Raw genomic sequence first — 23,973 nt, forward strand, 5'->3', positions numbered from 1 at the left:
AAGGGGCAGGCGAACTACTCGAGGAGTTCCGCGTACGAGCCCATGGCCAGGGCGATGTCCGCCTGGGCCCAGAAGCGGTGGTAGGTGAAACTCGGTGCGGCGCCGCCTGCCAGATAGCTCTCGATCTTCGACCAGGCCGGGTCGTTCTTGTAGAAGGACCGGATCGAGGAGAACGTCGAGGAGGAGTTGATCGCGTCGCCGTTCGGCATCTTCCCGCTCCAGCCGCTCGGGACGTACACGCCGTCGTCGAAGCGGTCGTAGTCGGCGCGGGTCTCCGGGAGGGCGATGCCCAGGCCGTCCTGGTAGTTGTTCCACATGCCGTCGAGGAGTGCCTTGGCCGTCGACCTCGCGGTCGCGTCACCGGACTTGGCGGCGTAGTACGTCAGGGTCTTGGCGTACGCGGCGGCCACGCCGACATCGTTCGTGTAGTCGGCGACGGTGACGTGAAGTCCGGTGTTGGAGCCGGGACTTGACGCGTTCCAGGTGTCTGGCTGACCGGACCACTGGAGGGTGGAGGGGATGAGGTAGGTGCCGTCGGGGTTGATCGTGGTCCTGGACAGCGCCCACTTGACCCACTTGTCGAGGACGGCCTTGGCCGTGGCGTTCCCCGTCTGCTGGTAGTACTCGGCGACCCGCTCCATCGACCACGCCTGGAAGCCGAACCACTGGTTGGACGGCGGGTCGTGGTAGACGGGCTGCCAGTCGTAGTACATGCCGTAGAAGGTGGGCGTACCGGACGGCGGGGTGGCGTACCGGCCCTGCCAGCTGTTGGTCGCGCCGCCCGCGATGGCGCCCTCGGACGACTGGAGCCAGCGGTAGAACTCCAGTTGCCGGCCCAGCGAGGTCGACCAGTCCGCCGCGCCCGTCGCCGACTTGGGCTTCAGATCGGCGTACGAGCTGAGCGCGTAGGCGGCCAGGGGGTTCTGGTAGCCGCCGTGGACATGGCTGGAGCCGATGCGCCAGGCCCAGCCCGCGCTGCTGTCGGTGGCGCCGCCCCAGGCGTAGTACCAGGACAGCAGATAGTCGGAGGAGTTCTTGCCGGTGCCCGCCGCGCAGGTGGAGGGACCGACACAGTTTCCGATCTTCTTGAAGTACTTGTCGTACATCGCGTACCGCAGATAGTCGCCCATCTTCGCGGCCTTGCCGACGGTGACCGACACGTCCCCGCCCTTGCCCTGCGCCTTCGCCCATACGTCCGCCCAGTACGCGGCCTGCACCGCGCGAGCGTCCGCGTCCGGGGCGTCCGTGTACTTCCACTGCTTGGCGTAGGAGGAGTCGCCGGTGAACAGGTCCAGATAGCCGTTGCTGCCGCCGTACTTGAAGGCGTCACAGGTCGGCTGCGGGACCGTCTCCCAGACGGACTCCTGCGGGCCGCGCTGGAAGGTGTTGATGTAGGAGGGTCCGGTGGCCGTCGGGCCCGCCTCGCACTTGCCGGGTTCGTTGCCGTAGCCGTAGACGTTGTCCACGTCCTGCAGCCAGTGCATGCCGTAGACGTCGTCCGTGCCGTACGCCGACTTCAGCTCACCGGCGATCGGATCCGAACCGACCGACACCGAGGTGTCCAGCTTCGCCGGGTACTCGTCGGGCGTGTCCAGCTCGGGTGCGTACGTCGCCGGCTTCGAGGCGTTGTAGAAGGAGTTGGTCGGCTGGTCGGCATGGGTCGGGATGATGTACTTCTCCATCAGATCCCAGGCGCCGTTGAACTTGGACCAGTCACCCGTGACCCTGCCGTACATGGCCTGCAGCCAGAGAAGGTAGCTGTACGCCTCCGACGTGGTCTCATGTCCATGGTCCGGGGCCTCGACGATCAGCGTCTCGACCGAGTGGTAGGGGATGCCCTCGGGGGAGAAGTAGCCGTTCGCCGGGTTGGTGATCTTCCCGTAGAGGTCCAGGAAGCGGGCGTCGTACGCCTTCGACCCCGCGAGCTCCGTCACCGTGACCGTCGCCTTGGTGTGGCCGGTGGCCGAGGCGGTGAAGGTCGCCGCGCCCGTGCCGGAGGAGTCGGCCGCGATGGTCACCGTCTGGGCGGTGTTCCAGTTGGACGGTGTGAAGGTGAGCGACGAACCGCCGGTGACCGACAGCCCGGTGTTGCCGTCCGTACGGGCCACGCCCACCGTCACATCGGCGCTCGGCTGCGTCGACAGCTTCACCGAGAAGGTGCCGGTCTTCCCCTGCTGGACGCCCAGTTGGGCGGGCGAGGCCACCAGGGCGGGGCCCGAGGCGACCGTGATGCCGACGGGAGTGGAGGTGCCGGAGGCACCCAGGCTGTCGTACGCCTTCGCCACCAGGGAATGACTGCCCACGGTCAAACTTGACACGGAGAGCGTGTACGGGGCGCTCGTGTCCGTCCCGAGCAGTGTGGTGTCGTCGTAGAACTCGACCTTGCTCACCGTGGCGTTGTCGGCCGCGGCTGCCGTCGCCGCGAGCGGTACGGCCTCGCCCTGTGTGTAGACGGCGCCCGCGGCGGGACTGGTCAGCACGGTGACCGGCGGCTGGTGCGCGCCCGTGCAGGCCGTGCCGTTGACCGCGAAGGCGGCCGGGGCCGTGTTGGTGCCGCTGTAGCTGAACTGCGCGCCGGTCGAGACGGCGGCGCCCGTGGCGATCGTGCCGTTGTACGAGGCGTTCCGCACGGTGATCGACTGGCCGGACTGCGACCAACTGCCGTTCCAGCCGTTCACGAGCTTCTGATTGCCCGCGTAGCCGTACGTCAGCGTCCAGCCGTCGATCGGGTCCGTGCCGCGGTTGGTGAGGGTGAGGTCGGCGGTGAAACCGGAGCCCCAGTCATTGGTCCTGTAGTCGACGCTGCACTGAACCGTCGCCGCCTGTGCGGGAGTCGTCCCCGTGGCGAGCATCGACAGGGGAAGGGCGAGCGCGGCGACGACGGCGGTCCATAACCGCCGTACGGCTCTGCGCCTACGTCCGGAATGTCCGGGATGCATGTGCTGGTTCCTCCTTGTGCTGACGAAACGTGGGGAGTAGTCAAGGCTTGAACCAGTGGGAGCGCTCCCATAGTGGGGACAGGGGTGAGAGCGGTCAAGATGCTTGAAGAGTCGAAAAGATTCGACGACTCCGTTGAGGAAATGTCAGCCGACTCCCCTGTCCATCTTCGTCACTTGGCGCTACCTTCCTTCGCACCAGTGGGAGCGATTCCGTTCAGTCGACGCGTCCGGCACGCGTCCGAGCTGCAAGGAGTCGCTCATGCGACACCCCCCGCGTTCACTACTTTTAGCCGTCGCCGGTGCGGTCGCCCTCGTCGGGACCGCACTGGCGCCGGTGGTCTCGGCGTCCGGGGCCACGCCCGCCTGCACGGTCGAGTACTCCGTCACCGGCCAGTGGGACACCGGCTTCCAGGGTGCCGTGAAGATCACCAACAACACGGCCGCGCTGAGTGGTTGGAGCCTCACCTTCGACTTCGCGAACGGCCAGAAGGTCACCCAGGGCTGGAGCGCCAAGTGGTCCCAGTCCGGCACCACCGTGACCACCGCCAACGAGAGCTGGAACGGCTCGCTCGGCACCGGCGCGAGTGTCAGCGCCGGGTTCCTCGGCTCCTGGTCGGGCAGCAACGCCGTACCGACCGCGTTCAAGCTCAACGGGACGACGTGCAACGCGGATGCGGAGCCCTCGCCCACCCCTACCGAGCCGCCACCGGGCAACGGCAACGCACCCGCCCTGCACGTCTTGGGCAACAAGCTCGTCGACGCCGACGGCAAGACCCGCCGGCTGCTCGGTGTGAACCGCTCCGGCGGTGAGTTCATGTGCGTCCAGGGCTATGGCATCTGGGACGGTCCCGTGGACGACGCGGCGATCAAGGCGATCGCCGACTGGAAGGCAAACGCCGTACGCATCCCGCTCAACGAGGAGTGCTGGCTGGGCCTTTCCAACATCAAGCCCGAGTACGCCGGCGCCAACTACATCAACGCCGTCAAGGACCTGGTGGCCCGGGTCGAGGCGCACGGCATGACACCGGTCCTCGAACTCCACTGGTCCTACGGCCAGTACACCGGCAACTCCGCGGGCTGCTCCGACGTGCACGCCAGCTGCCAGAAGCCGATGCCCGACATGCAGTACAGCCCGTCGTTCTGGTCCTCGGTGGCCAGCACCTTCAAGAGTGACCCGGCCGCCGTGTTCGACCTGTTCAACGAGCCGTACCCGGACCGGGCGACCTCCACCACCACCCAGGCCTGGCAGTGCTGGAAGGACGGCGGCAACTGCCCCGGCATCTCCTACGAGGTCGCCGGCATGCAAGACCTCGTCGACGCCGTACGCGGCACCGGCGCCAAGAACGTCATCATGGCGGGCGGGCTCGCGTACTCCAACGACCTGAGCCAGTGGCTGACGTACCGGCCCACCGACCCGGCCGGCAATCTCGTCGCCGCCTACCACGTCTACAACTTCAACACCTGCGCGAACGAGAGCTGCTGGAACTCCACCCTCGCCCCGGTCGCGGCCCAAGTCCCGCTGGTCGCCGGGGAGGTCGGTGAGAACACCTGCTCGCACGCGTTCGTCGACCGGGTCATGAAGTGGTTCGACGACCGGAACCTGTCCTACCTCGGCTGGACCTGGAACACCTGGGACTGCTCCTCCGGCCCTTCCCTGATCACCGGCTTCGACGGAACCCCCACCGCGTACGGCATCGGCCTGCGCGACCACCTGCGCGCCATCAACCCGTAGCCCCCACCGAAGAAGGAGCCCCACTCATGAGTCGTACCAGAACAGCGGTACTCGCCGCCCTGGCGCTCGTCGCCGGGGCCTCGGGAACGGCCCTCACCACCGCACCGGCGAACGCCGCCGCGTCCGCCGTCCCGTGCACCGTCGACTACAAGGTGCAGAACCAGTGGGACACCGGCTTCACCGCCGCCGTCACCGTCACCAACAACGGCGCCGCCAAGAGCGGTTGGTCGGTGAAGTGGGCGTACTCCGGCAACCAGAAGGTCACCAACTACTGGAACACGAAGCTCACCCAGAGCGGCAGCGCCGTCACCGCCGACAATGAGACCTACAACGGCACGCTGGCGACCGGCGGTTCGGTCAGCTTCGGCTTCAACGCCTCCTACAGCGGCGGCAACGCCATCCCGACCGCCTTCACGCTCGACGGCGTCACCTGCAACGTCGACGACGGGGGCAGCGGCGGAGGCGGAGGGGGCGGCGGCGGTGGCGGTACCGGCAGCCGGGTCGACAACCCGTACGCCGGTGCCAAGGTGTACGTGAACCCGGAGTGGTCCGCGAAGGCCGCCGCGGAGCCCGGCGGCAGCCGCGTCTCCAACCAGCCCACCGGCGTCTGGCTCGACCGCATCGCCGCCATCAACGGAGTGAACGGCAGCATGGGCCTGCGCGCCCACCTCGACGCGGCCCTCGCCCAGAAGGGCAGCAACGAAGAGGTCGTCCAACTGGTCGTCTACGACCTGCCGGGACGCGACTGCGCGGCCCTGGCGTCCAACGGCGAGCTGGGCGCGACCGAGATCGACAAGTACAAGACGCAGTTCATCGACCCGATCGCGGCGATCCTCTCCGACAGCAAGTACGCCTCGCTCAGGATCGTCACCACCATCGAGATCGACTCGCTGCCCAACCTCGTCACCAACACCGGCAGCCGCGCCACCGCCACGCCCGCGTGCGACACCATGCTCGCCAACGGCAACTATGTGAAGGGCGTCGGCTACGCCCTCGCCAAGCTCGGCGCGATCCCCAACGTCTACAACTACCTCGACGCCGGGCACCACGGCTGGCTCGGCTGGGACGACAACTTCGGCCCCGCGGCCACCCTGTTCAAGCAGGCGGCCACCAGCGAGGGCGCGACCGTCGACGACGTGGCCGGGTTCATCACCAACACCGCCAACTACAGCGCCCTGAAGGAGAACAACTTCACCGTCAACGACACGGTGAACGGCACCTCCGTCCGCCAGTCGAAGTGGGTCGACTGGAACCGCTACGTCGACGAGCAGTCCTTCGCGCAGGCCTTCCGCAACCAGTTGGTCTCGGTCGGCTTCAACTCGGGCATCGGCATGCTGATCGACACCTCCCGCAACGGCTGGGGCGGCACCGCGCGCCCGGCCGGCCCCGGCCCGCAGACCAGCGTGGACACGTACGTCGACGGCGGCCGCTACGACCGCCGTATCCACGTCGGCAACTGGTGCAACCAGTCCGGAGCCGGGCTCGGCGAGCGCCCGCAGGCCGCCCCGGCGACCGGGATCGACGCCTATGTGTGGATGAAGCCGCCGGGTGAGTCCGACGGCTCCAGCACCGCCATCGCCAACGATGAGGGCAAGGGCTTCGACCGGATGTGCGACCCGACGTACACGGGCAACGCCCGCAACGGCAACAACATGTCGGGCGCCCTGCCGAACGCGCCGCTGTCCGGGCACTGGTTCTCCGCCCAGTTCCAGCAGCTGATGCAGAACGCCTACCCGCCGCTGCCGTGACGCGGTGACGGTGATCCGCCGGGGTCAGCCCTGCGGGGACAGACCCCGGCGGATCGCGAGTTCCACGGGCGAGTGGTCGCCGTCCGCCCGGTCCAGCTCCAGCGGCGACTCCAGGTGCAGCGGCGGCTGAGCCATGAAGCGGGGCCGGGTCCCGTGGTGCGGCTGAGCGGCGTGCACCAGGAAGGGATGGCAGAGGTAGACATCGCCGGGACTGCCGGTGGCGTACGCGAGCGGGCGGTGTGCGGAGGCGGCGGCCACCTGCGGTCCGAGCTCCAGGAACGAGGCGCCGGCCGCGCCGTACGGCTCCAGGACCGGCGGCACGTCGAGGTGCGAGCCGACCCTGATCCGGGTCGGGGCGTCCGCCTCGGTCACCTCGCTGAACAGGAACAGCATCAGCAGCGCACGCTCCCTGGACAGCAGGTTGGTGTGCCACTGGTCGGCACCCTCCGGGAGATAGCTGCCCTCGATGTGCCAGCCCGCGTCGTCCGGCTCCTCCGCGTGCGGAAAGCGCAACGGGAAGCTCCCCAGCGAATAGCGCGGGGCCCAGCGCCGCTCACCGACCAGCAGGTCGAACGCCTCATGCAGTACGGCGGAGTTGGCGGCGGCCGCGAACGGTCCCTGGGCCATCCCGCCCACCCACACCACCGGGTCCTTCCAGGTGCCGGGGTCGTCCGGGTCGTACCCCGTCTCCCGCCAGAGCAGCCGCGCGCAGTGCTCGGTGACGCGCTTCGGGACGGCGCCCTCGATCTTCACGAACCCGTCCTCGATGAACCGCTGCACCATCTCGTCGCCCATCGGGCCATCCTCGGCGACCGGTGTTGCCGTACGCACCCGAATTTTTGCCGCTCCGGCAACAGAGCTGGCCCCGGCCCGGTGCGTCGGCGCAAGCTGGCCCCACCCGGACGAGAGGCTGACCACCATGGCGCACCACCACCAGCACGGCCACGGCCATGACCACGCGGACACCGACATCGACTGGGCGGCCATGGCCCCTCACCTGGAGGCGCAGGCGGAGCTGCTCGCCCCCGTCTACGAGCGGGCCATGGCCTGGCTGGCGAAGGAGGTGACCGAGCCGGGGCTGATCGTGGACGCGGGCAGCGGGCCCGGTGTCGTGTCGTGTCTGTTCGCCGAGGCGTTCCCGGGCGCCCGGGTGATGGCCGTGGACGCCACCGAGCCACTGCTGGAGCGGGCCCGCGACCGTGCCGCCCGCCAGGGCGTCGGGGACCGCTTCGGCACCCTGGCCGGTGAACTCCCCGGTGTGCTGGAGGAGTTGGACTACCCGGCCGACCTGCTGTGGGCCAGCCGCAGCCTGCACCACCTCGGCGATCAGCGGGCCGGGCTCGCGGCCTTCGCGGCCCGGCTGGCCCCCGGCGGCACCCTGGCCCTGCTGGAGGGTGGTCTGCCGTCCCGGTTCCTGCCCCGGGACATCGGCGTCGGGCGGCCGGGGCTGCAGGCGCGGCTCGACGTGGTCGAGGAGGAGTGGTTCGCACGGATGCGGGCCGACCTGCCCGGCGCCGTCGCCGTGACCGAGGACTGGCCCGCTCTGCTGGCGGCCGCGGGCCTGAAGCACACCCGCACCCGCAGCTTCCTGCTCGACCTGCCCGCCCCCGCCTCGGACCGGGCCCGCGCCTACATCGCCGCGACCCTCTCCCGGGTCCGCGAGGCCGCCGCCGACGCCCTGGACACCGAGGACCACGCCACGCTGAACCGCCTCCTCGACCCGTCCGACCCGGCGAGCGTGCACCGACGGCCGGACGTGTTCGTACTGTCCGCGTACACGGTGCACACGGCCGTACGTCCCGTATAGCCCGTCGGGCGGCGGCCCAGCACCGCCCCGGCCGCGCGTACACACTCACCCGAGCACCCCGCACCGTTCAGGGGCCGCACTTGTCGAGGCAAGCACCTGCCGCCACTGCGGGTGTCACGAGCCCCGACGGCCGCCGTCTTGCCGTAGCCGACTACCGCGGCCGCCTCACCCTGTGGGAGACGGCGCAGCCGCGCCTCGGGCCCGCGATCCTCCCGGCCGGGGACGGTCCGGTCCTCGCGGTCGGATTCGGTCCGGACGGCGCCGAGTTGCATCTCGCCCCCCATCTGCCGGAACGGGTGGGCTCGTTGGTGACGGACCGTGCCGTCACCGAGGTGCGCTCGCGCGCGAACGGCCGTGCCACGGAGGCGGAGTGGCGTCGCCAACTGCCCTCGGTACCGTACCGCTGTACTTGCGTCGCTTGACTTCGAGTGCGCTCCAAATGGTGAACTCCCCTGGTTCACCGAACCACAGGGGGTAACCATGACCGACTCTCCGGTCGCGCTCATCACCGGTGGCGATGGGGGTCCCCCCGCTCGAGCGAAGCCGAGAGTGGGGGAGGCATCGGTGCCGCCGTTGCCCGGCAGTTGCTGGACGCCGGGTACCGGGTCGCCGTCACCGGGCGGGGCGAGCCGCGGCTGCGCGCGTTCAGAGAGGGGCTCGGCAAGCCGGACGGGCTGCTGACGATCGTCGGGAACGCGGCCGAGTACGGCGACGTACAGGCGGCCGTCGCCGGCACGCTGGAGGAGTTCGGGCGGCTCGACACGGTCGTCGCCAACGCGGGTTCCGCCACGCACGACTCGGTCGCGGAGGGCGATCCCGCCGGGTGGACGGACATGGTGCTGACCAAGGTGCTGGGCCCGGCCCTTCTCATCCGCGCCTCCGTCGACGCCCTGAAGGAGACCCGGGGCAGGATCGTGCTCGTCGGCAGTGTCGCCGGGTTCGTCAACACGCCCGGCAATCTCTACGGCGCCACGAAGTGGGCGGTCACCGGCCTCGCCGAGAACACCCGGCGCCAGGTCACCGAGTGGGGCGTGGGCGTGACCCTGGTCGCCCCCGGCCGGGTGGAGACCCCGTTCTGGCACGGTCTGGGCAGCCTTCCGCCCGGCCACCTCCTCACCGCCGACCAGATCGCCGACACGGTCGTCTGGGCCGTCCGGCAGCCGGCCGGTGTCGACGTCGACACCGTGGTCGTCCGGCCGGTCGGGCAGCCCAACTGACGTACGCACAGGGCCCGGTGCCGCCCCAGGCGCGGTACCGGGCCCTTCTCCCCTCCCGGCTCAGTTGTTCTGGAGGAACTGTTTCGCCAGCTGGTCGCCGAGAGTCACCGCCGCGCTGTGGCTCTCGATGGGGGAGACCTTGGAGTTCTTGAACAGGATGTACGTCACGCCGGAGTCCACGCCGCCGGTCGCCGGGTCGGGGTCGATGCCGAGCGCCTTGGCGGTGGCGTACGAGGCCTCGCCGATGATCTTCGTGGGGCCGGTGTCGCCGACGACCGCGTACTCGACCTTGTTGTTGTAGATGACGGCGACCACTCCGCCGCCCTTGATGCCGGCGCTGGAGTAGTTCCAGATGCCGCTGGAGCTGGGCACGACGACGTAGGGCAGCGACTCGGCCTTCAGGGGCTTGCCGTTGGACTGGTGGAAGGCCGTGTCGTCCTGGTACCAGGGGTCGCGGTCCTCGTTGCAGTTGGTGGTGCGCTGGCCGTCGCAGTCGATGTCCATGTCGGCCTTCCAGAACACCGCGCCGTTCTTGCCGCACACGGGGACGGTGGCCGAGGTCTCGTCGTCGGTCTTGTACTTGCCGTTGGATATCTGCGAACAGGACTTCACCTTGGCGAGCAGATCGGCCGCGCTGACCGAGCCCTCCTGGGTGGACCTCGGGGTGGTGGAGCCGGAGGCGCTTGCGGGGAGTACGCCGGCGGCGAGCAGTGCGGCCCCGGAGGCCGCGGCGAGGGTCAGTGTTCGAACGCGCACTGTGGGGGACCCTTCTGTTAGGAAACTTTCCTTACCGGGTCCGTACAACTTGGCGCTCTTTACGTGGCCCCGTCAAGCCCTGCGGCGCGAACGGGTGTTCCGTGTGCCGTTTGCGGTGATCTGCCCGCCAGAGAACACTGGCGATATCGGCCACTCCGGAATTTCGCGCCCGATATGCACACGGTTTCTGGGAGGCGAGGCGCCATGTTCGTACGGACCGTCTATGTGACCGGCGATCCCACGAAGATCGATACGGCCATCAGAGCCCTGAACACCGAGGGCCGGGACCTGCTCGAAGAACGTCCGGGCTACCGCGGCGCAGGCGTCTTCGTGGACCGGGAGCTGGGCAAGCTCTTCTCGACGAGCTGGTGGTCCTCCGAGGAGGCCAGGCACAACAGCGACGAGGTGATGCGCGAGCGGCGCGGCGCCCTCCTGGAACCGTTCGCGGGAACCGTGGCGGTCGACAACTACGAGGTGGCGGTCTACCACGCGCAGCAGATGCCGAGGACGGCCGGCGGACTGCGCATCACCAGGCTGGAGTTCGAGCCCGCGGACACGGACCTGGTCGCCGATACGTTCCGGGCCAGTGTGCTGCCCCGGCTGGAGACCCTGCACGGGCTGGCCAGGGCCTCCCTGTTCGTGGACCGGGACCGCGGAAGCGGCATGGTCCACATCCTGTTCGTCGACCACGGGTCCATGGCCGCTTCCCGCTCGGCCCAGGCGATGGCCCGGCACGAGGGGACCGCCAAGGCGCATGTCACCGTGACCGGTCTTGAGGAGTTCGAGGTCGTCCACGCGGACGTGCACCCCGACTGAGGTCCTGTGCCGGGCCGTTGACCGGCGCCTCGCCCCGTCACACGTGTGCCCCGCCGGGCGGGAGGTCGTCCGGCGGGGCACACGCACGTACGGAGGCGGGCCTCAGCCCATCTCGAACGTGGCCGGGTCCGGACCCAGTCGCCGGTCCTCGTTCAGCGCGCTGATCGCCGCGAGGTCCTCGGCGTCCAGGCTGAAGTCGAAGACGTCGATGTTCTCCTTGATCCGGGACGGCGTCACGGACTTGGGGATCACTATGTTGCCCAGCTGGAGGTGCCAGCGCAGCACGATCTGGGCCGGGGTGCGGTTGTGCTTCTGGGCGATGGCGACGATCGCCGGCACCTCCAGCAGCCCCTTGCCCTGGCCGAGCGGGGACCACGCCTCGGTGTGGATGCCCTGCTCCGCGTGGAACGCGCGGGCCGCGTGCTGCTGCAGATGCGGGTGGAGTTCGATCTGGTTGACCGCAGGGATGACCGACGTCTCGGCCAGCAGGCGTTCCAGGTGCTCCGGAAGGAAGTTGGACAGGCCGATGGCACGGACCCGGCCCTCGGCGAGGAGCTTCTCGAAGGCCTTGTAGGTCTCGATGTACGTGCCCCGGGACGGCAGCGGCCAGTGGATCAGGTACAGGTCGAGGTAGTCCAGGCCCAGCTTGTCCAGGGACACGTCGAAGGCGCGCAGCGTGGCGTCGTACCCCTGGTCGCTGTTCCAGAGCTTGGTGGTGACGAAGACGTCCTCGCGGGGCAGGCCGGACGCGGCGATCGCCTTGCCGGTGCCCTCTTCGTTGCCGTAGATCGCCGCGGTGTCGATGCTGCGGTACCCGGCCTCGAGTGCCGTGGCGACGGCACGCTCGGCCTCGTCGTCCGGCACCTGCCAGACGCCGAAGCCCAGCTGGGGCATCTCGACGCCGTTGTTGAGGATGATCGGGGGGACCTTGCTGCTCACGAGCTCTTGATCCTTCGCTTGTCGACAGGTCGTACCACTATCGTCAACGATCACGAGCCAGGATGCATTCCTGACCGCGGAATCCATCGGAACTGACCGGTGAGTCAGTTCCGGAGACGGAGAATGGCCGGAAATGCATCCGACGTTATCGGTCCGGACCATTGACCGCGGCCCGTCATCCCGGGACTCTGAATCCCGCCACCGAACGCGTCGATGAACTGGGTGCACACATGTGAACAACCGACGCCATTGGTGCCTGTCTGCGCAAATGAGACCCCCCACTCTCAGGAAAGCAGGTGCGTACACATGAATGAGACCCTGCCCGAGGCTCGCCAGGCGGAACAAACCGTTCAGGAGACATCGGATGAAAACGGCTGGCAGAGCCCCGGCTACACCGTTGTGGAAACCGCACTCGAAGTGACCGCCTACGCCCTCGGCGACCGCTGACCCGAGACACGGCGAACCGCACCATGACCGCGACACCCGTACGCGCCGACGGCACCGCGCCCCCGTGGCCGGCCGCCGAGTTCACCCGGCGGCTGTGCGCCGTCACCGCCGAGCGCTACCACGACCGCCACCCCTTCAACCTGCGGATGCACCGCGGTGAACTCACCCCCGGTGAACTGCGCCGCTGGATCGCCAACCGCTTCCACTACCAACGGCACATCCCCGTCAAGGACGCCCTCGTCCTGGCCAAACTCGACCGTCCCGCGCTGCGCCGCGCCTGGCTGCGCCGCATCCGTGACCACGACGGCACGGCCGAGGGCGAGGGCGGCATCGAACGCTGGCTGCGGCTCGGCGAGGCGGCCGGCCTCACCCGGGACGAACTGTGGGACACCTCCCAGGTGCTGCCCGGGGTGCGCCACGCGGTCGAGCGGTACGTCTCCTTCTGCCGCCGGCGTCCCGCGCTGGAGGCCGTCGCAGCCTCTCTGACGGAGCTGTCCGCACCCGACCTGATGCGCATCCGCATCGCCGCCTTCGAACGCCACTACCCGTGGATCGACCCGTCCGGCCTCGCCTACTTCCGCACCCGTGTCGGCCAGGGCGCCCGCGACGGTGAGGAGGCCCTCGCCCTCGTCCACGCCTGGGCCCGCACCCGTGAGCAGCAGGAACGGGCCGTGGCCGCGCTGGTCTTCAAGTGCGACGTGCTGTGGGAGCTGCTGGACTCCGTCGACCGGGGCGACAGCGTTGCCGGGGGCGGGCCATGACCTGGCGTCCCGTCCTGTCCCGGGGCGTGGTGCTGCGCCACGACCGGGTGCGCTGCACCGATCTCCTGTTGCTGCCCGAACGCGTGGTCGTGCTGCACGGCCGGGCGGGCGGTGTGCTGCGGCTGTGCGACGGCAGCCGGGAGGTGCGCGAGATCGTCGCCGAACTGCGCGCGGGATACCCGGGGGCGCCGGTCGCCGCCGAAGTCCCCTACTTTCTCGCCGCGTTGCGGAAGGAGGGCTGGCTGACATGACCCCGGATCCCCCGTGGGCCCTGCTCGCGGAGCTCACCCATGGCTGCCCGCTGCGCTGCGGCTACTGCTCCAACCCCGTCGAACTGGTCGGTCGGTCAGAAGAGCTGACCGCGCAGCAGTGGATGGGAGTGTTCCGGCAGGCGGCCGCGCTGGGCGTCGTACAGACCCATCTGTCGGGCGGTGAACCGCTGTTGAGGCGCGACCTGCCGGACATCGTCGCCGCCGCCGACACCGCCGGTCTGTACACGCAGCTCGTCACCAGCGGGCTCGGTCTGGGCGAGCGGCGGCTGGCGGCCCTCGTGGACGCCGGACTGCGCAGCGTCCAGCTCTCCGTCCAGCACGCGGACCCGGCGGCCTCCGAACGCATCGCGGGCGCCCGCTCGTTCGTGGCCAAGGAGCGGGCCGCGCGGCTCATCCGCGCGGCCGGAGTCCCCTTCGGGGTCAACGTCGTCCTGCACCACGGCAATCTCGACGCCCTCGACGACCTGATCGCTCTCGGCGTGGCCTGGGGCGTGGACCGGATCGAGCTCGCCAACACCCAGTTCCACGGCTGGGCGCTGCGCAACCGGACCGCCCTGCTGCCCACCCCCGAGCAGACCCGGCGGGCCCACGACACGGTGGCCGACTGGCGTCAACGGCTCCGTGACGGACCCGAGTTGGTGTGGGTCGCACCCGACCTCGTGGACGCCACGGCCAAGCCCTGCATGGGAGGCTGGGGCAGGGTCTCGCTCACCGTCGCCCCCGACGGCACGACCCTGCCCTGTCCCGCCGCGGCCGCCCTCCCGGGCCTCGATCCGCCGAATGTGAAGGACCGCCCGCTCGACTGGATCTGGCGGCGGTCGACGGCCTTCAACGCGTTCCGTGGCGAGTCCTGGATGCGGGAGCCCTGCCGGACCTGCGCTTTGCGCACCACCGACCACGGCGGCTGCCGCTGTCAGGCGTACGCCCTCACCGGCGACGCCGCCCGCACCGACCCCGCCTGCCGGCACGCCCCCGACCACCACCTCGTACGCGACCTCGTGCGTCTCGCCGACGCAGACCGAGACCTCGCGTACGCCTACCGCGAAGGAGGACCATGAGACGCCGACGTCTGCGTGCGGCGCTGACGGCACTCGCGCTGACCACGGGTGGCCTGGCCGCGCTGCCCGCCGCCGTCCCCCGGCCGTCGCCGCCCCCGCCCCGCGCCGGCCGGCCGCCGCCACCGACTGGTCCACGGCCGTGGTCGACTCCACCATGGACCGCTACACACCGGCCACCATCGGCGGCTGGTCGTACCCGGTGGGCCTCTACCTCTACGGCCAGTACCTCACCTACCGGCGCACCCACGACGCGCGCTACCTCACCTACATCAAGAGCTATGTCGACCGCTTCGTGAAGAGCGACGGCTCCATCGGCCAGTCATTCAACAACCTGGACAGCATGCAGGCCGGCCGGCTGCTGGTGATCCTGCACCACGAGACGGGCCAGGACCGCTACCGCAAGGCGGCCAAGAAGATCCGCGACCGCCTGGCCACCTACCCGCGCACCGCCGACGGCGGTTTCTGGCACGCCGACAACAGCAGCCGAGCCCATCAACTCTGGGCCGACGGTGTCTACATGGTGAACCCGTTCCTCGTCGAGTACGGCAGGGAGTTCGGCGACCGTGCGTACACGAACGACGAGGCGGCCGAGCAGCTCGCCGTCTACGGCGGTCATCTCCAGGTGGCGAACGGGCTGTTGAAGCACGCCTACGACGAGTCGAGGACCGCGAGCTGGGCCGATCCGCACACCGGGCTCGCACCCGAGCACTGGTGCCGGGCGATCGGCTGGTACTCGATGGCGATCGTCGATGTGCTCGACGCGATCCCGGGCGGCCATCCGCGACGGCCCCAGCTCCTCGACATCTTCCGGCGGCTCGCGGCCGGTCTCGAGAAGTACCAGGACCCGGCGACCGGACGCTGGTTCCAGGTCGTCGACAAGGGTGGCCGCGCCGACAACTGGACCGAGACGTCCTGCTCCAGCATGTTCACCTACGCGCTGTTCCGGGGCGCCCAACAGGGCTATCTGGACCGGCACTTCACGGCCGTGGCCCGGCGTGGCTACGAGGGCGTGCTGGCGAAGGTCTCGGTCGGCACGGACGGCCGAACCAGCCTGGCCGACATCTCCATCGGCACGAACGTCGGCGACTACGCGTACTACATCGCGCGCACCCGGGCCACGAATGACTTCCACGGCCTAGGGGCCTTTCTGATCATGAACGAGCAGCTGCGAGGAGATTAGTGTCATGAGCACGTCTAGATGGGGCACGGCCAGAAGGGCGGTGCTCGGTGCCGCACTCGGCGGCGCCGCGACAGCCGCGGTCGGCCTGCCCGCCTCACGCGCCTCGGCCGCGTCCTGGCAGCTGAAGTGGTCGCCCTCGGCGAGCCGCGACGGCCTCGGCGCCTTCGAGACCGTCGAGGACGACCGCGCGGATTCCCACCCCGCCGGGCACCCGCACATCCACCCCACCGGCGACAACTGGCGCTTCACCATGCACAAGGTCGACCGCGACACCTCGACCGACCGCCAGCGTCAGGAGGTCACCGGCCTGCGCACAAGCGGCAGTGGCTATCTGAAGTGGACCCAGGGCCAGACCTGGCGGATCACCTACTCGATGTACATCCCGAGCTCGCTGAAGGCGACCACCACCTTCACCCACATCATGCAGATGAAGCAGCCCGGCAACGGCACCTCGCCGATCGTCGTACAGTCCCTGCGCCGGGATGGGGGCACCTCCCTGCTCGAGCGAAGCCGAGAGCTTGGGGGAGGGGTGCAGACCATCGAACTCAGGCTGGCCATCGACGACATCCTGGTCGGCCGCACCGATCTCGCGCCGCTGCACGACAAATGGACCGACGTCGACTTCCAGATCAAGGTCGGCAACGGCTCGGCCGGCTCGGTCCGCTGGATCCTCAAGAGCGGCTCCACGACCGTCGTCGACAAGGCCAGGACCGGCGTCGACACCTTCCTCGCCGACCGCGTCCGCCCGAAGTGGGGCATCTACCGCTCCCTCGGCGACACCTCCGGCTCCCTGCAGGACACCTACCTGCTCCTCACCGATCTCCGCGGCTACCAACTCCTCTGAGGAGCCGTCATATGCGTTCCACCACCCCCCACCGAAGAGGTGCGGCGGCGATCGTACTGTCCGTCCTCGCCGTCGTCCTCGGCCTCGCCCACCCCGCGGCCCTCGCCGCCCCACAACAGCCTCACCGCGCGGCCGCCGTCTACGACGTGCGCGACTACGGCGCCAAGGGCGACGGATCCGCCAACGACACCCCCGCCGTCAACAAGGCCATCACCGCGGCCAATTCGGCCGGCGGCGGCACCGTCCGCTTCCCGGCCGGCACCTACAGGTCCAAGAACACCATCCACATGAAGAGCGACGTGACGCTCCAGGTCGACACGGGCGCCACGATCCAGGGCTCCTCCGCGGACACCTACGACCCGCCCGAGTCCAACCCGTACGACAAGTACCAGGACTACGGGCACAGCCACTTCCACAACGCGATGATCTACGGCGACCGGCTCACGGACATCGGCTTCGTCGGCGGCGGGGTCATCGACGGGGCCGGCAACCTGATCACCGGCAACCCCAAGTCAGGAGAGGCCGACAAGATCATCTCGCTGACGAGGTGCGACGGGCTGCGCCTCGGCGACGGTCTCACCCTGCGCCGCGGCGGTCACTTCGCGGCTCTCGTCAACGGCTGCAAGCACGTCACCTCGGACCGTCTCACCATCGACACCGCGAGCGACCGCGACGGCTGGAACATCATCTCCACCACCGATGTCACGGTCACCCGTGCCGACATCAAGGCCAATGACGACGCCCTGGTCTTCAAGAGCGACTACGCCCTCGGCGCCAAGCTGCCCAACGGCCATGTCCGGGTGCGCGATTCCTCCTTGTCGGCCCGGTGCTGCAACGCCCTGATGTTCGGCTCCGAGACCTGCGGCGACTTCACCGACTACCAGTTCGAGAAGATCCGTATCGAGGGCGCCGACAAGTCCGGCCTCGGCATGGTGTCCATGGACGGCGCGAAGATCTCCGACGTCCACTACCGCGACATCACCATGACCGACGTCCACTCGCCGATCATGGAGAAGATCGGCACGCGCAAACGGTGCGGCGACAGCCCCGGCGTCGGCTCGATCAGCAACGTGACGTACGACAACATCACGGCCACCGGCAGCGGCCCCTCCTTCAGCCCGACCCTGTGGGGCGAGAACGGCCACCGGATCAACGGCATCACGTTCCGCCATGTCGACATCACCGTGCCCGGCGGCAACGGCACCATGTCCACGGGCGTGCCGGGCAACGACCCGAAGGACTACAACCCCAAGGCCATCGGCACCCGTCCGGCCTACGGCTGGTACCTGCACAACGCGGACGACGTCACCTTCACCGACAGCTCCGTGAAGTTCGCCGCGAACGACGGCCGTCCCGCGGTCATCGCCAACGCTGCGAGCAATATCCGCTTCACTCGCTTCACCGCCCAGCGCGGCAGCAACTCCCCGCACGACACCGGCTTCCAGAGCGTCAGCGGCTACTGCCTGACGGACAGTCACAACACCTCCGGCGGCGCGCTGCGGACCTCGTCCACCGGGTCCACCGAGAACTGCGGTGCGCAGGCCAGGCCCCTGGACCTCGACAACCCCCGCCAGGACTTCCTGCGCAACTCCGTCGGCGGCCTCTTCCTGCACTGGGGCCTGCGCACCGCCCCCGCCCACACCAATTGCGGCGCCTGGGAGAACGACGTCACCAGCGGCGGCTGGACACCGGACTACTGGGTGAACGAGGCCCGCAAGCTGCATACGCAGTACCTCGTCCTGGCCACGTTCCACAGCCGGCTGGGCTACGCCCGCCCCTGGCCGTCCCGGATCCCCGGCTCCTGCTCCACCAAGCGGGACTTCCTCGGCGAGCTGATCACCGCCGCCAAGGCCAAGGGCATGAAGGTCATCCTCTACATGACCGACGACCCCCAGTGGCACGACGAGGGCGGTCACGAGTGGCTGGACTCGGCCGGCTACTCCGCCTACAAGGGCAAGAACGTCGACCTGACCACCCGGGACGGCTTCGGGCAGTTCAGCTACGACAACTTCTTCGAGGTCATGGACCGCTATCCCGACCTCGGCGGCTTCTGGATCGACAACGACAACGCGTACTGGGAGAGCCACAACCTCTACGCGCAGATCTATCGGAAGCGCCCGAACTACACGCTCAGCAACAACAACGAAGACACGCCGATCATGGACATGATCAGCAATGAGCAGAAGACCGGGATGACCCCCGCCTACGACTACCCGCAGGCCGTCTACACGGCTCAACCGCGCCTGACCGAGGCCGACTTCAAACTGCCCTCGGCCGGCGCCTGGTGGTACGACGGCTCCGACCCCTCGGTCGACCGCAAGCTCACCCTCGGCCGGCTCGTCACCAACGCCGGTTCCTCGGTGAAGGCCCTGATGGCCGAGACCGCCCAGGTCGACGGCAGGTTCCCGGCCAACCAGGCCGCCTTCAACACCTTCGCGAACACCTACCTCGACCCCATCTGGGAGTCCCTGCACGGCACCGAGGGCGGCGGCTATCTGTACGGCGGCCTCAAACCCGGCTTCTGGAACGACGGCGCGCACGGCGTGACCACGATCAGCAGGACGGACCAGAACCGGCAGTACATCCACGTCCTGACCCCGCCCAGCACCAGCACCCTGCGCATCCGCGACAACGGCTACCGCATCACCTCGGTCACCGACCTCCGTACCGGAGCGGCCGTTTCGTGGTCGCAGTCCGGCGGTGTGCTCAGGCTCACCGGCCTCGGCACCTGGGACCCGTACGACACCGTCTTCAAGGTCACCACGGCGGGCCGCCAGGGCATCCTCAAGGGCGTCAAGGTCTCCGCGAGCGCCTCGGCGAGCGGCCACACCGGCTCCGCCGCCGGTGACGGCGACCACCTCACCTACTGGGACAACGACAAGACCCTGCCCGTCGACCTCACCTTCGACCTCGGCACGGCGAAGAAGGTGCGGTACATCGGCCTCAACCAGCGGGAGGACTCGGTCGCCTACGCCCGCTCCGCCACCGAGCAGTCCGCCCGCATCAAGGACTACAAGGTCTTCCTGAGCAACGACGGCTCCACCTGGGGGAGCGCGGTGAAGACCGGGCAGCTCCCGAGCCGGCGCGGCATCCAGGGCATCGACCTCACCGCCGCCAACGCCCGTTACGTGCGCCTGGAGGTGGACTCCACCTGGGCCGCGTCGACCGACACCACCCGCTACAAGCGGCTGCGGATCGACGAGGCGTGGATCGGCACCGCGTACGCGACACCGGCCGACCTCACCACCAAGTCGGACAACGGCCAGTCCCTCCGCCCGGCCATGGGCTGGAGCAGCTGGAGCTTCGTGCGCCGTTGGCCCACCGAGGCGAAGATCAAGGCGCAGGCCGACGCGCTGGTGGCGAGCGGGCTGAAGGATCACGGGTTCGTCCAGGTCAACCTCGACGACTTCTGGCAGACGTGCGACTCCAACGGGTTCGTCGTCGACTCCTACGGCCGCTGGACCGTGAACGCCGCCAAGTTCCCGTCCGGGATCAAGGCGCTCGCGGACTACGTCCACTCCAAGGGGCTGAAGTTCGGCTTCTACGTCACCCCGGGCATCGCCAAGAACGCGGTCACCGCGAATACGACGATCGAAGGGACTCCGTACCACGCGAAGGACATCGCGGACACCTCGAAGACGGAGAAGAACTACAACTGCAAGAACATGTACTACATCGACTACTCCAAGCCGGGCGCACAGGACTTCATCAACTCCTGGGCACGGCAGTTCGCCTCCTGGGGAGTCGACCATCTGAAGATCGACGGCGTGGGCAGCCAGGACATCCCGGACGTCCAGGCCTGGGACAAGGCCCTGCGGGCCACCGGGCGGCCCATCACCTTCGCCCTCTCCAACAACCTGCCGATCGCGAACGCCGTCACCTGGCGGAAGCTTGCCAACAGCTGGCGCACCCAGGGCGACGTGGAGTGCTACTGCGGGCCCGGCGCGAACGGCAGCGGCTACCCGCTCACCGACTGGTCGCATGTCTCCGCCCGCTTCACCTCGGCCGCCGACTGGCAGCCGTACGCCGGTCCCGGCGGCTGGAACGATCTCGACTCGCTGGAGATCGGCAACGGCGACCAGGTGGGGCTCACCGCCGACCAGCGGCGCTCGCACTTCACGCTGTGGGCGATGGCAGGCGCGCCCCTGCTGCTCGGCACCGACCTCACCCACCTCGACTCCGTCGACAAGGCGATGCTCACCAACGACCGGCTCATCGGCGTCGACCAGGACGGCGTCGCCGCGAAACGCCTTGTGAACAGTGGTGTCAAGCAGGTTTGGAGCAAACGCGAAAACAGCGGTGACTACGTGGTGGCGCTGTTCAACACCGGAACCTCCGGCCGCGCCACGGTCAGTGTGAACTGGTCCCACGTCGGCTTCACCGGTTCCGGCGATGTCACCGACCTCTGGTCCGGCTCCCACAAGGGCGTGATCGCCGACTCCTACAGCGCGACCCTGCGCCCGGGGGAGACCCGGCTGATCCGCGTCGAACCCGCCGCCTCCACGCGGTCGGCGGCGGCCTCGCCGGGCTTCGCCGTCGCCCCCTACGAGTACCTCGGCTGGGGCAACCCGCCCAGCCCCACCTCGGTCATGTCGGCGACCGGCGTCAAATGGTTCACGCTGGCGTTCGTCCTCTCCGACGGCACCTGCAACCCCAAGTGGGACGGCTCGCGCCCGCTGACCGGCGGCAACGACCAGTCGAAGATCAACGCGATCAGAGCGGCGGGCGGTGATGTGATCGTGTCCGCCGGAGGCTGGAGCGGCGCCAAGCTCGGCGAGAAGTGCGCCGGCGCCTCCGCGCTCGCCGGCGCGTACCAGAAGGTCATCAACGCCTACAGGCTGAAGGCCCTCGACATCGACATCGAGAACACCGAGTGGGCGAGCGCCACCGTGCGGCAACGCGTCGTCGACGCGCTGAAGAAGGTCAAGGCCGACAACCCCGGCCTGAAGACCGTCATCACCTTCGGCACGACGACCAGTGGCCCCGACTCCACCGGTGTCGACATGATCAAGCGGGCGGCCGCCTCCGGGCTCGTGAACGACGTCTGGTGCATCATGCCGTTCGACTTCGGCGGCGGCACCACCGACATGGGCACCCTCACCACCCGGGCCATGGAAGGCCTCAAGGCCCGGGTCAAGTCGGCGTACGGCTACGGCGACGCCACCGCCTACGCCCACATAGGGCTCTCGTCCATGAACGGCAAGACCGACGACTCCGGTGAGCGTGTCCGCGTCGCCGACTTCAAGACGATGCTCGCCTACGCCCAGCAGCACCACATCGGACGCCTCACCTACTGGTCCGTCAACCGTGACCGCGCCTGCGGCTCCGGCACCGACGGCGACTCCTGCAGCGGCGTGTCGCAGCAGCCGTACGACTTCCTGAAGGTCTTCGCCCAGTACACGGGCTGAGGGGAACGCCCATGAATCTCAAGAGAGTTCTGCCGTACGGCCTGACCGTGGCCCTCGCGCTGCCGCTGGCCGGGCTGAGCCAGGGCACCGCGCTCGCGGCCACCGACTACCAGGCCGAGGATGCCCTGATCTCGCAGGGCACCGTGGCCACCAACCACACCGGCTACACGGGCACCGGCTTCGTCGACTACACCAACGTCAAAAGCTCGTACGTGGAGTTCACGGTGAACGCGGCCGCCGCGGGCACCTCGTCGCTCACCCTGCGCTTCGCCAACGGAACCTCCACCGACCGGCCCATGGACATCTCCGTGGGCGGCACGGTCGTCGCGTCCGGTGTCTCCTTCCCGGCCACCGCCGACTGGAACACCTGGACGACCAGGAGTGTCAACGTCCCCCTCGCGGCGGGGACCAACAAGATCCGCGCGACCGCCACCACCGCCAACGGCGGCCCCAACCTCGACCGCGTCAGCCTCGCCGCCGCGGCCGACAGCCAGGCCCCAACCCGCCCCGGCCGGCCGAGCTGCTCCGACATCGGCGAGAACGGCCTCACCCTCGGCTGGGGCGCGTCCACCGACAACGTGGGCGTGGCGGCGTACGACATCTACGAACACGGCAACAAGATCAGTGAGGCGCCCGGCAGTGCGACCAGCAAGGCGCTGACCGGGCTCACCCCGAACACCACCTACAACCTCACCGTCATCGCCCGCGACGCGGCGGGCAACACCTCGCCGGCCAGTCCCGTCGTCGACTGCACGACGAAGCCCAGCTCCGACACCACACCGCCGACCGCGCCCGGCACCCTGTCCACGGCCGACGTCACGGCCAACTCGGTCGGCCTCAGCTGGGGCGCGTCGAGCGACGACCGCGGGGTCACCGCATACGACATCCGCAGCGGGTCCACCGTCTACAAGACGGTCACCTCCGGCACCACGACCACGCTCACCGGCCTCGCCTGCGACAGCCCCTACTCCCTGAACGTCGTCGCACGTGATGCGGCGGGCAATGTCTCCCCGCCCGGCAACACGGTCACCTTCACCACCAAGGCCTGCGCCACCGACGGCGGTGTGCCGTCGTCCATCGGCACGCTCTCCACCGGCTGGACCATCCCCTGGGGCACCTACTGGCTGCCCGACGGCAAGTCCGCCCTGGTCACCGAGCGGGACGACTTCCGTGTCCGGAGGCTGACCAAGGACGGCACGAAGACCGAGGTCGGCACGGTTCCCAACGTCGTCACCACCAACGGTGAGGGCGGTCTGCTCGGGGTCGCCGTCGACCCCCGGTGGGAGAGCAACCACTACGTCTACTTCATGCACACGGCGTCCGAGGGCAACCGGGTCGTCCGCATGACGTACAACGGCAGCTCGTTGAGCAACTACACGGTCCTGCTGCAGGGCATCAAGAAGAACCGCTACCACAACGGCGGCCGCCTCGCCTTCGGCCCCGACGGCTATCTGTACGTCTCCACCGGCGAGGCCCAGACCCCCGACCTGGCCCAGGACAAGAACTCCCTGAACGGCAAGATCCTGCGCATGACGACGGACGGCAAGCCGGCCCCCGGCAACCCGTTCGGCAACTACGTCTACAGTTACGGTCACCGCAATCCGCAGGGCCTCGCCTTCGACCGCAACGGGCGGCTGTGGGAGGCCGAGTTCGGCAACAGCTCCAAGGACGAGCTGAACCTGATCAAGCCGGGCGCCAACTACGGCTGGCCGACCTGCGAGGGCAGCTGCAGCGTCTCGGGCATGACCAACCCCAAGGCCACCTGGAACGTCTCCGAGGCCTCGCCGAGCGGTATCGCCATCGTCCGCAACGTCGTCTACATGGCGTCCCTGCGCGGCGAACGGCTGTGGCGCATCCCGATCGACGGCGACAACGAGAGCGTCGGCACGCCGACCGCGTACTACGTCGGCACCTACGGCCGGCTGCGCACGGTCACCAAGGTCCCGGGCTCCGACCAGTTGTGGCTGTCGACCACCAACTGCGACAACAACGGAGGTGCGGCGGACGGATCCGACAAGATCTTCCGCGTGACCATCGGCTGACGGTGCG

17 protein-coding genes and 1 pseudogene are annotated in these 23,973 nt (G+C 69.0%); 14 read left to right on the forward strand and 4 right to left on the reverse strand.

Going from position 1 to position 23,973, the window contains the following annotated elements:
• Positions 1-14: 14 nt before the first annotated feature.
• Positions 15-2,939, reverse strand: a complete 2,925-nt coding sequence (locus N8I87_RS33665; RefSeq protein WP_263214461.1) for a glycoside hydrolase family 48 protein — start codon at positions 2,937-2,939, stop codon at positions 15-17.
• Between the two features lie 259 nt (positions 2,940-3,198).
• Between N8I87_RS33665 and N8I87_RS33670 the strand changes: the two genes are divergently transcribed.
• Positions 3,199-4,671 carry a cellulase family glycosylhydrolase gene (locus tag N8I87_RS33670; protein ID WP_263214464.1) on the forward strand — a complete coding sequence of 491 codons (1,473 nt, stop codon included), beginning with the start codon at positions 3,199-3,201 and terminating at the stop codon, positions 4,669-4,671.
• Positions 4,672-4,697: 26 nt separating this feature from the next.
• The gene (locus N8I87_RS33675; RefSeq protein WP_263214466.1) at positions 4,698-6,419 is read left to right on the forward strand and encodes a glycoside hydrolase family 6 protein; all 1,722 of its coding nucleotides are present in this window, start codon (positions 4,698-4,700) and stop codon (positions 6,417-6,419) included.
• A 24-nt stretch (positions 6,420-6,443) separates the two neighbouring features.
• Here N8I87_RS33675 and N8I87_RS33680 read toward each other — a convergent pair whose 3' ends face one another.
• Positions 6,444-7,214, reverse strand: a complete 771-nt coding sequence (locus tag N8I87_RS33680) for a phytanoyl-CoA dioxygenase family protein (protein WP_263214468.1) — start codon at positions 7,212-7,214, stop codon at positions 6,444-6,446.
• A gap of 124 nt (positions 7,215-7,338) precedes the next feature.
• Between N8I87_RS33680 and N8I87_RS33685 the strand changes: the two genes are divergently transcribed.
• The 3 genes and pseudogenes from N8I87_RS33685 (at position 7,339) to N8I87_RS33695 (ending at position 9,443) form a co-directional block, all read left to right on the forward strand.
• On the forward strand, positions 7,339-8,226 hold the full coding sequence (locus tag N8I87_RS33685; RefSeq protein WP_263214471.1) for a class I SAM-dependent methyltransferase: 888 nt from the start codon (positions 7,339-7,341) through the stop codon (positions 8,224-8,226).
• Positions 8,227-8,306: 80 nt separating this feature from the next.
• A complete protein-coding gene (locus N8I87_RS33690; RefSeq protein WP_263214473.1) occupies positions 8,307-8,648 on the forward strand; it encodes a hypothetical protein in 342 nt (113 codons plus the stop codon).
• Between the two features lie 58 nt (positions 8,649-8,706).
• Positions 8,707-9,443 (forward strand): annotated as a pseudogene (locus N8I87_RS33695) (SDR family oxidoreductase).
• Between the two features lie 60 nt (positions 9,444-9,503).
• Here the strand turns inward: N8I87_RS33695 and N8I87_RS33700 are convergent.
• Positions 9,504-10,199, reverse strand: coding sequence for a glycoside hydrolase family 75 protein (locus N8I87_RS33700; protein WP_263214474.1), 696 nt, complete (start codon positions 10,197-10,199; stop codon positions 9,504-9,506).
• 204 nt (positions 10,200-10,403) lie between these two features.
• Here N8I87_RS33700 and N8I87_RS33705 point away from each other — a divergent pair, with 204 nt between their 5' ends.
• Positions 10,404-11,015: a hypothetical protein gene (locus N8I87_RS33705; protein ID WP_263214476.1), complete on the forward strand. Its 612-nt coding sequence runs from the start codon at positions 10,404-10,406 to the stop codon at positions 11,013-11,015.
• Positions 11,016-11,117: 102 nt separating this feature from the next.
• On the opposite strand, the gene N8I87_RS33710 is transcribed toward N8I87_RS33705, so the two are convergent.
• Positions 11,118-11,954: an aldo/keto reductase gene (locus N8I87_RS33710; RefSeq protein ID WP_317633513.1), complete on the reverse strand. Its 837-nt coding sequence runs from the start codon at positions 11,952-11,954 to the stop codon at positions 11,118-11,120.
• A gap of 306 nt (positions 11,955-12,260) precedes the next feature.
• Between N8I87_RS33710 and N8I87_RS33715 the strand changes: the two genes are divergently transcribed.
• From N8I87_RS33715 to N8I87_RS33750, 8 genes are all read left to right on the forward strand, one after another.
• A complete protein-coding gene (locus N8I87_RS33715; protein ID WP_263214478.1) occupies positions 12,261-12,401 on the forward strand; it encodes a pyrroloquinoline quinone precursor peptide PqqA in 141 nt (46 codons plus the stop codon).
• A 23-nt stretch (positions 12,402-12,424) separates the two neighbouring features.
• Positions 12,425-13,162, forward strand: a complete 738-nt coding sequence (gene pqqC, locus N8I87_RS33720; RefSeq protein ID WP_263214480.1) for a pyrroloquinoline-quinone synthase PqqC — start codon at positions 12,425-12,427, stop codon at positions 13,160-13,162.
• A complete protein-coding gene (gene pqqD / locus N8I87_RS33725; protein ID WP_263214481.1) occupies positions 13,159-13,413 on the forward strand; it encodes a pyrroloquinoline quinone biosynthesis peptide chaperone PqqD in 255 nt (84 codons plus the stop codon). Before pqqC ends, pqqD begins: the two co-directional genes overlap by 4 nt.
• On the forward strand, positions 13,410-14,492 hold the full coding sequence (gene pqqE / locus N8I87_RS33730; protein ID WP_263214483.1) for a pyrroloquinoline quinone biosynthesis protein PqqE: 1,083 nt from the start codon (positions 13,410-13,412) through the stop codon (positions 14,490-14,492). The genes pqqD and pqqE overlap by 4 nt, the downstream gene beginning before the upstream one ends.
• Before the next feature lie 139 nt (positions 14,493-14,631).
• Entirely contained in the window at positions 14,632-15,672 is a 1,041-nt protein-coding gene (locus N8I87_RS33735; protein ID WP_263214485.1) for a glycoside hydrolase family 88/105 protein, read from the forward strand.
• A 4-nt stretch (positions 15,673-15,676) separates the two neighbouring features.
• Positions 15,677-16,516: a polysaccharide lyase gene (locus tag N8I87_RS33740; RefSeq protein ID WP_263214488.1), complete on the forward strand. Its 840-nt coding sequence runs from the start codon at positions 15,677-15,679 to the stop codon at positions 16,514-16,516.
• Positions 16,517-16,527: 11 nt separating this feature from the next.
• Positions 16,528-21,924: a glycosyl hydrolase family 28 protein gene (locus N8I87_RS33745; protein WP_263214489.1), complete on the forward strand. Its 5,397-nt coding sequence runs from the start codon at positions 16,528-16,530 to the stop codon at positions 21,922-21,924.
• An 11-nt stretch (positions 21,925-21,935) separates the two neighbouring features.
• On the forward strand, positions 21,936-23,966 hold the full coding sequence (locus N8I87_RS33750) for a PQQ-dependent sugar dehydrogenase (protein WP_263214491.1): 2,031 nt from the start codon (positions 21,936-21,938) through the stop codon (positions 23,964-23,966).
• The last annotated feature ends 7 nt before the right edge of the window (positions 23,967-23,973 follow it).

The organism is Streptomyces sp. HUAS 15-9 (assembly GCF_025642155.1).
GTDB lineage: Bacteria > Actinomycetota > Actinomycetes > Streptomycetales > Streptomycetaceae > Streptomyces.

Excerpts from the sequence above, each read along its gene's own strand:
- N8I87_RS33665 (WP_263214461.1), bottom strand. The coding sequence starts at position 2,939 with ATGCATCCCGGACATTCCGGACGTAGGCGCAGAGCCGTACGGCGGTTA.
- N8I87_RS33670 (WP_263214464.1), top strand. The coding sequence starts at position 3,199 with ATGCGACACCCCCCGCGTTCACTACTTTTAGCCGTCGCCGGTGCGGTC.
- N8I87_RS33675 (WP_263214466.1), top strand. The coding sequence starts at position 4,698 with ATGAGTCGTACCAGAACAGCGGTACTCGCCGCCCTGGCGCTCGTCGCC.
- N8I87_RS33680 (WP_263214468.1), bottom strand. The coding sequence starts at position 7,214 with ATGGGCGACGAGATGGTGCAGCGGTTCATCGAGGACGGGTTCGTGAAG.
- N8I87_RS33685 (WP_263214471.1), top strand. The coding sequence starts at position 7,339 with ATGGCGCACCACCACCAGCACGGCCACGGCCATGACCACGCGGACACC.
- N8I87_RS33705 (WP_263214476.1), top strand. The coding sequence starts at position 10,404 with ATGTTCGTACGGACCGTCTATGTGACCGGCGATCCCACGAAGATCGAT.
- N8I87_RS33715 (WP_263214478.1), top strand. The coding sequence starts at position 12,261 with ATGAATGAGACCCTGCCCGAGGCTCGCCAGGCGGAACAAACCGTTCAG.
- pqqC (WP_263214480.1), top strand. The coding sequence starts at position 12,425 with ATGACCGCGACACCCGTACGCGCCGACGGCACCGCGCCCCCGTGGCCG.
- pqqD (WP_263214481.1), top strand. The coding sequence starts at position 13,159 with ATGACCTGGCGTCCCGTCCTGTCCCGGGGCGTGGTGCTGCGCCACGAC.
- pqqE (WP_263214483.1), top strand. The coding sequence starts at position 13,410 with ATGACCCCGGATCCCCCGTGGGCCCTGCTCGCGGAGCTCACCCATGGC.
- N8I87_RS33740 (WP_263214488.1), top strand. The coding sequence starts at position 15,677 with ATGAGCACGTCTAGATGGGGCACGGCCAGAAGGGCGGTGCTCGGTGCC.
- N8I87_RS33745 (WP_263214489.1), top strand. The coding sequence starts at position 16,528 with ATGCGTTCCACCACCCCCCACCGAAGAGGTGCGGCGGCGATCGTACTG.
- N8I87_RS33750 (WP_263214491.1), top strand. The coding sequence starts at position 21,936 with ATGAATCTCAAGAGAGTTCTGCCGTACGGCCTGACCGTGGCCCTCGCG.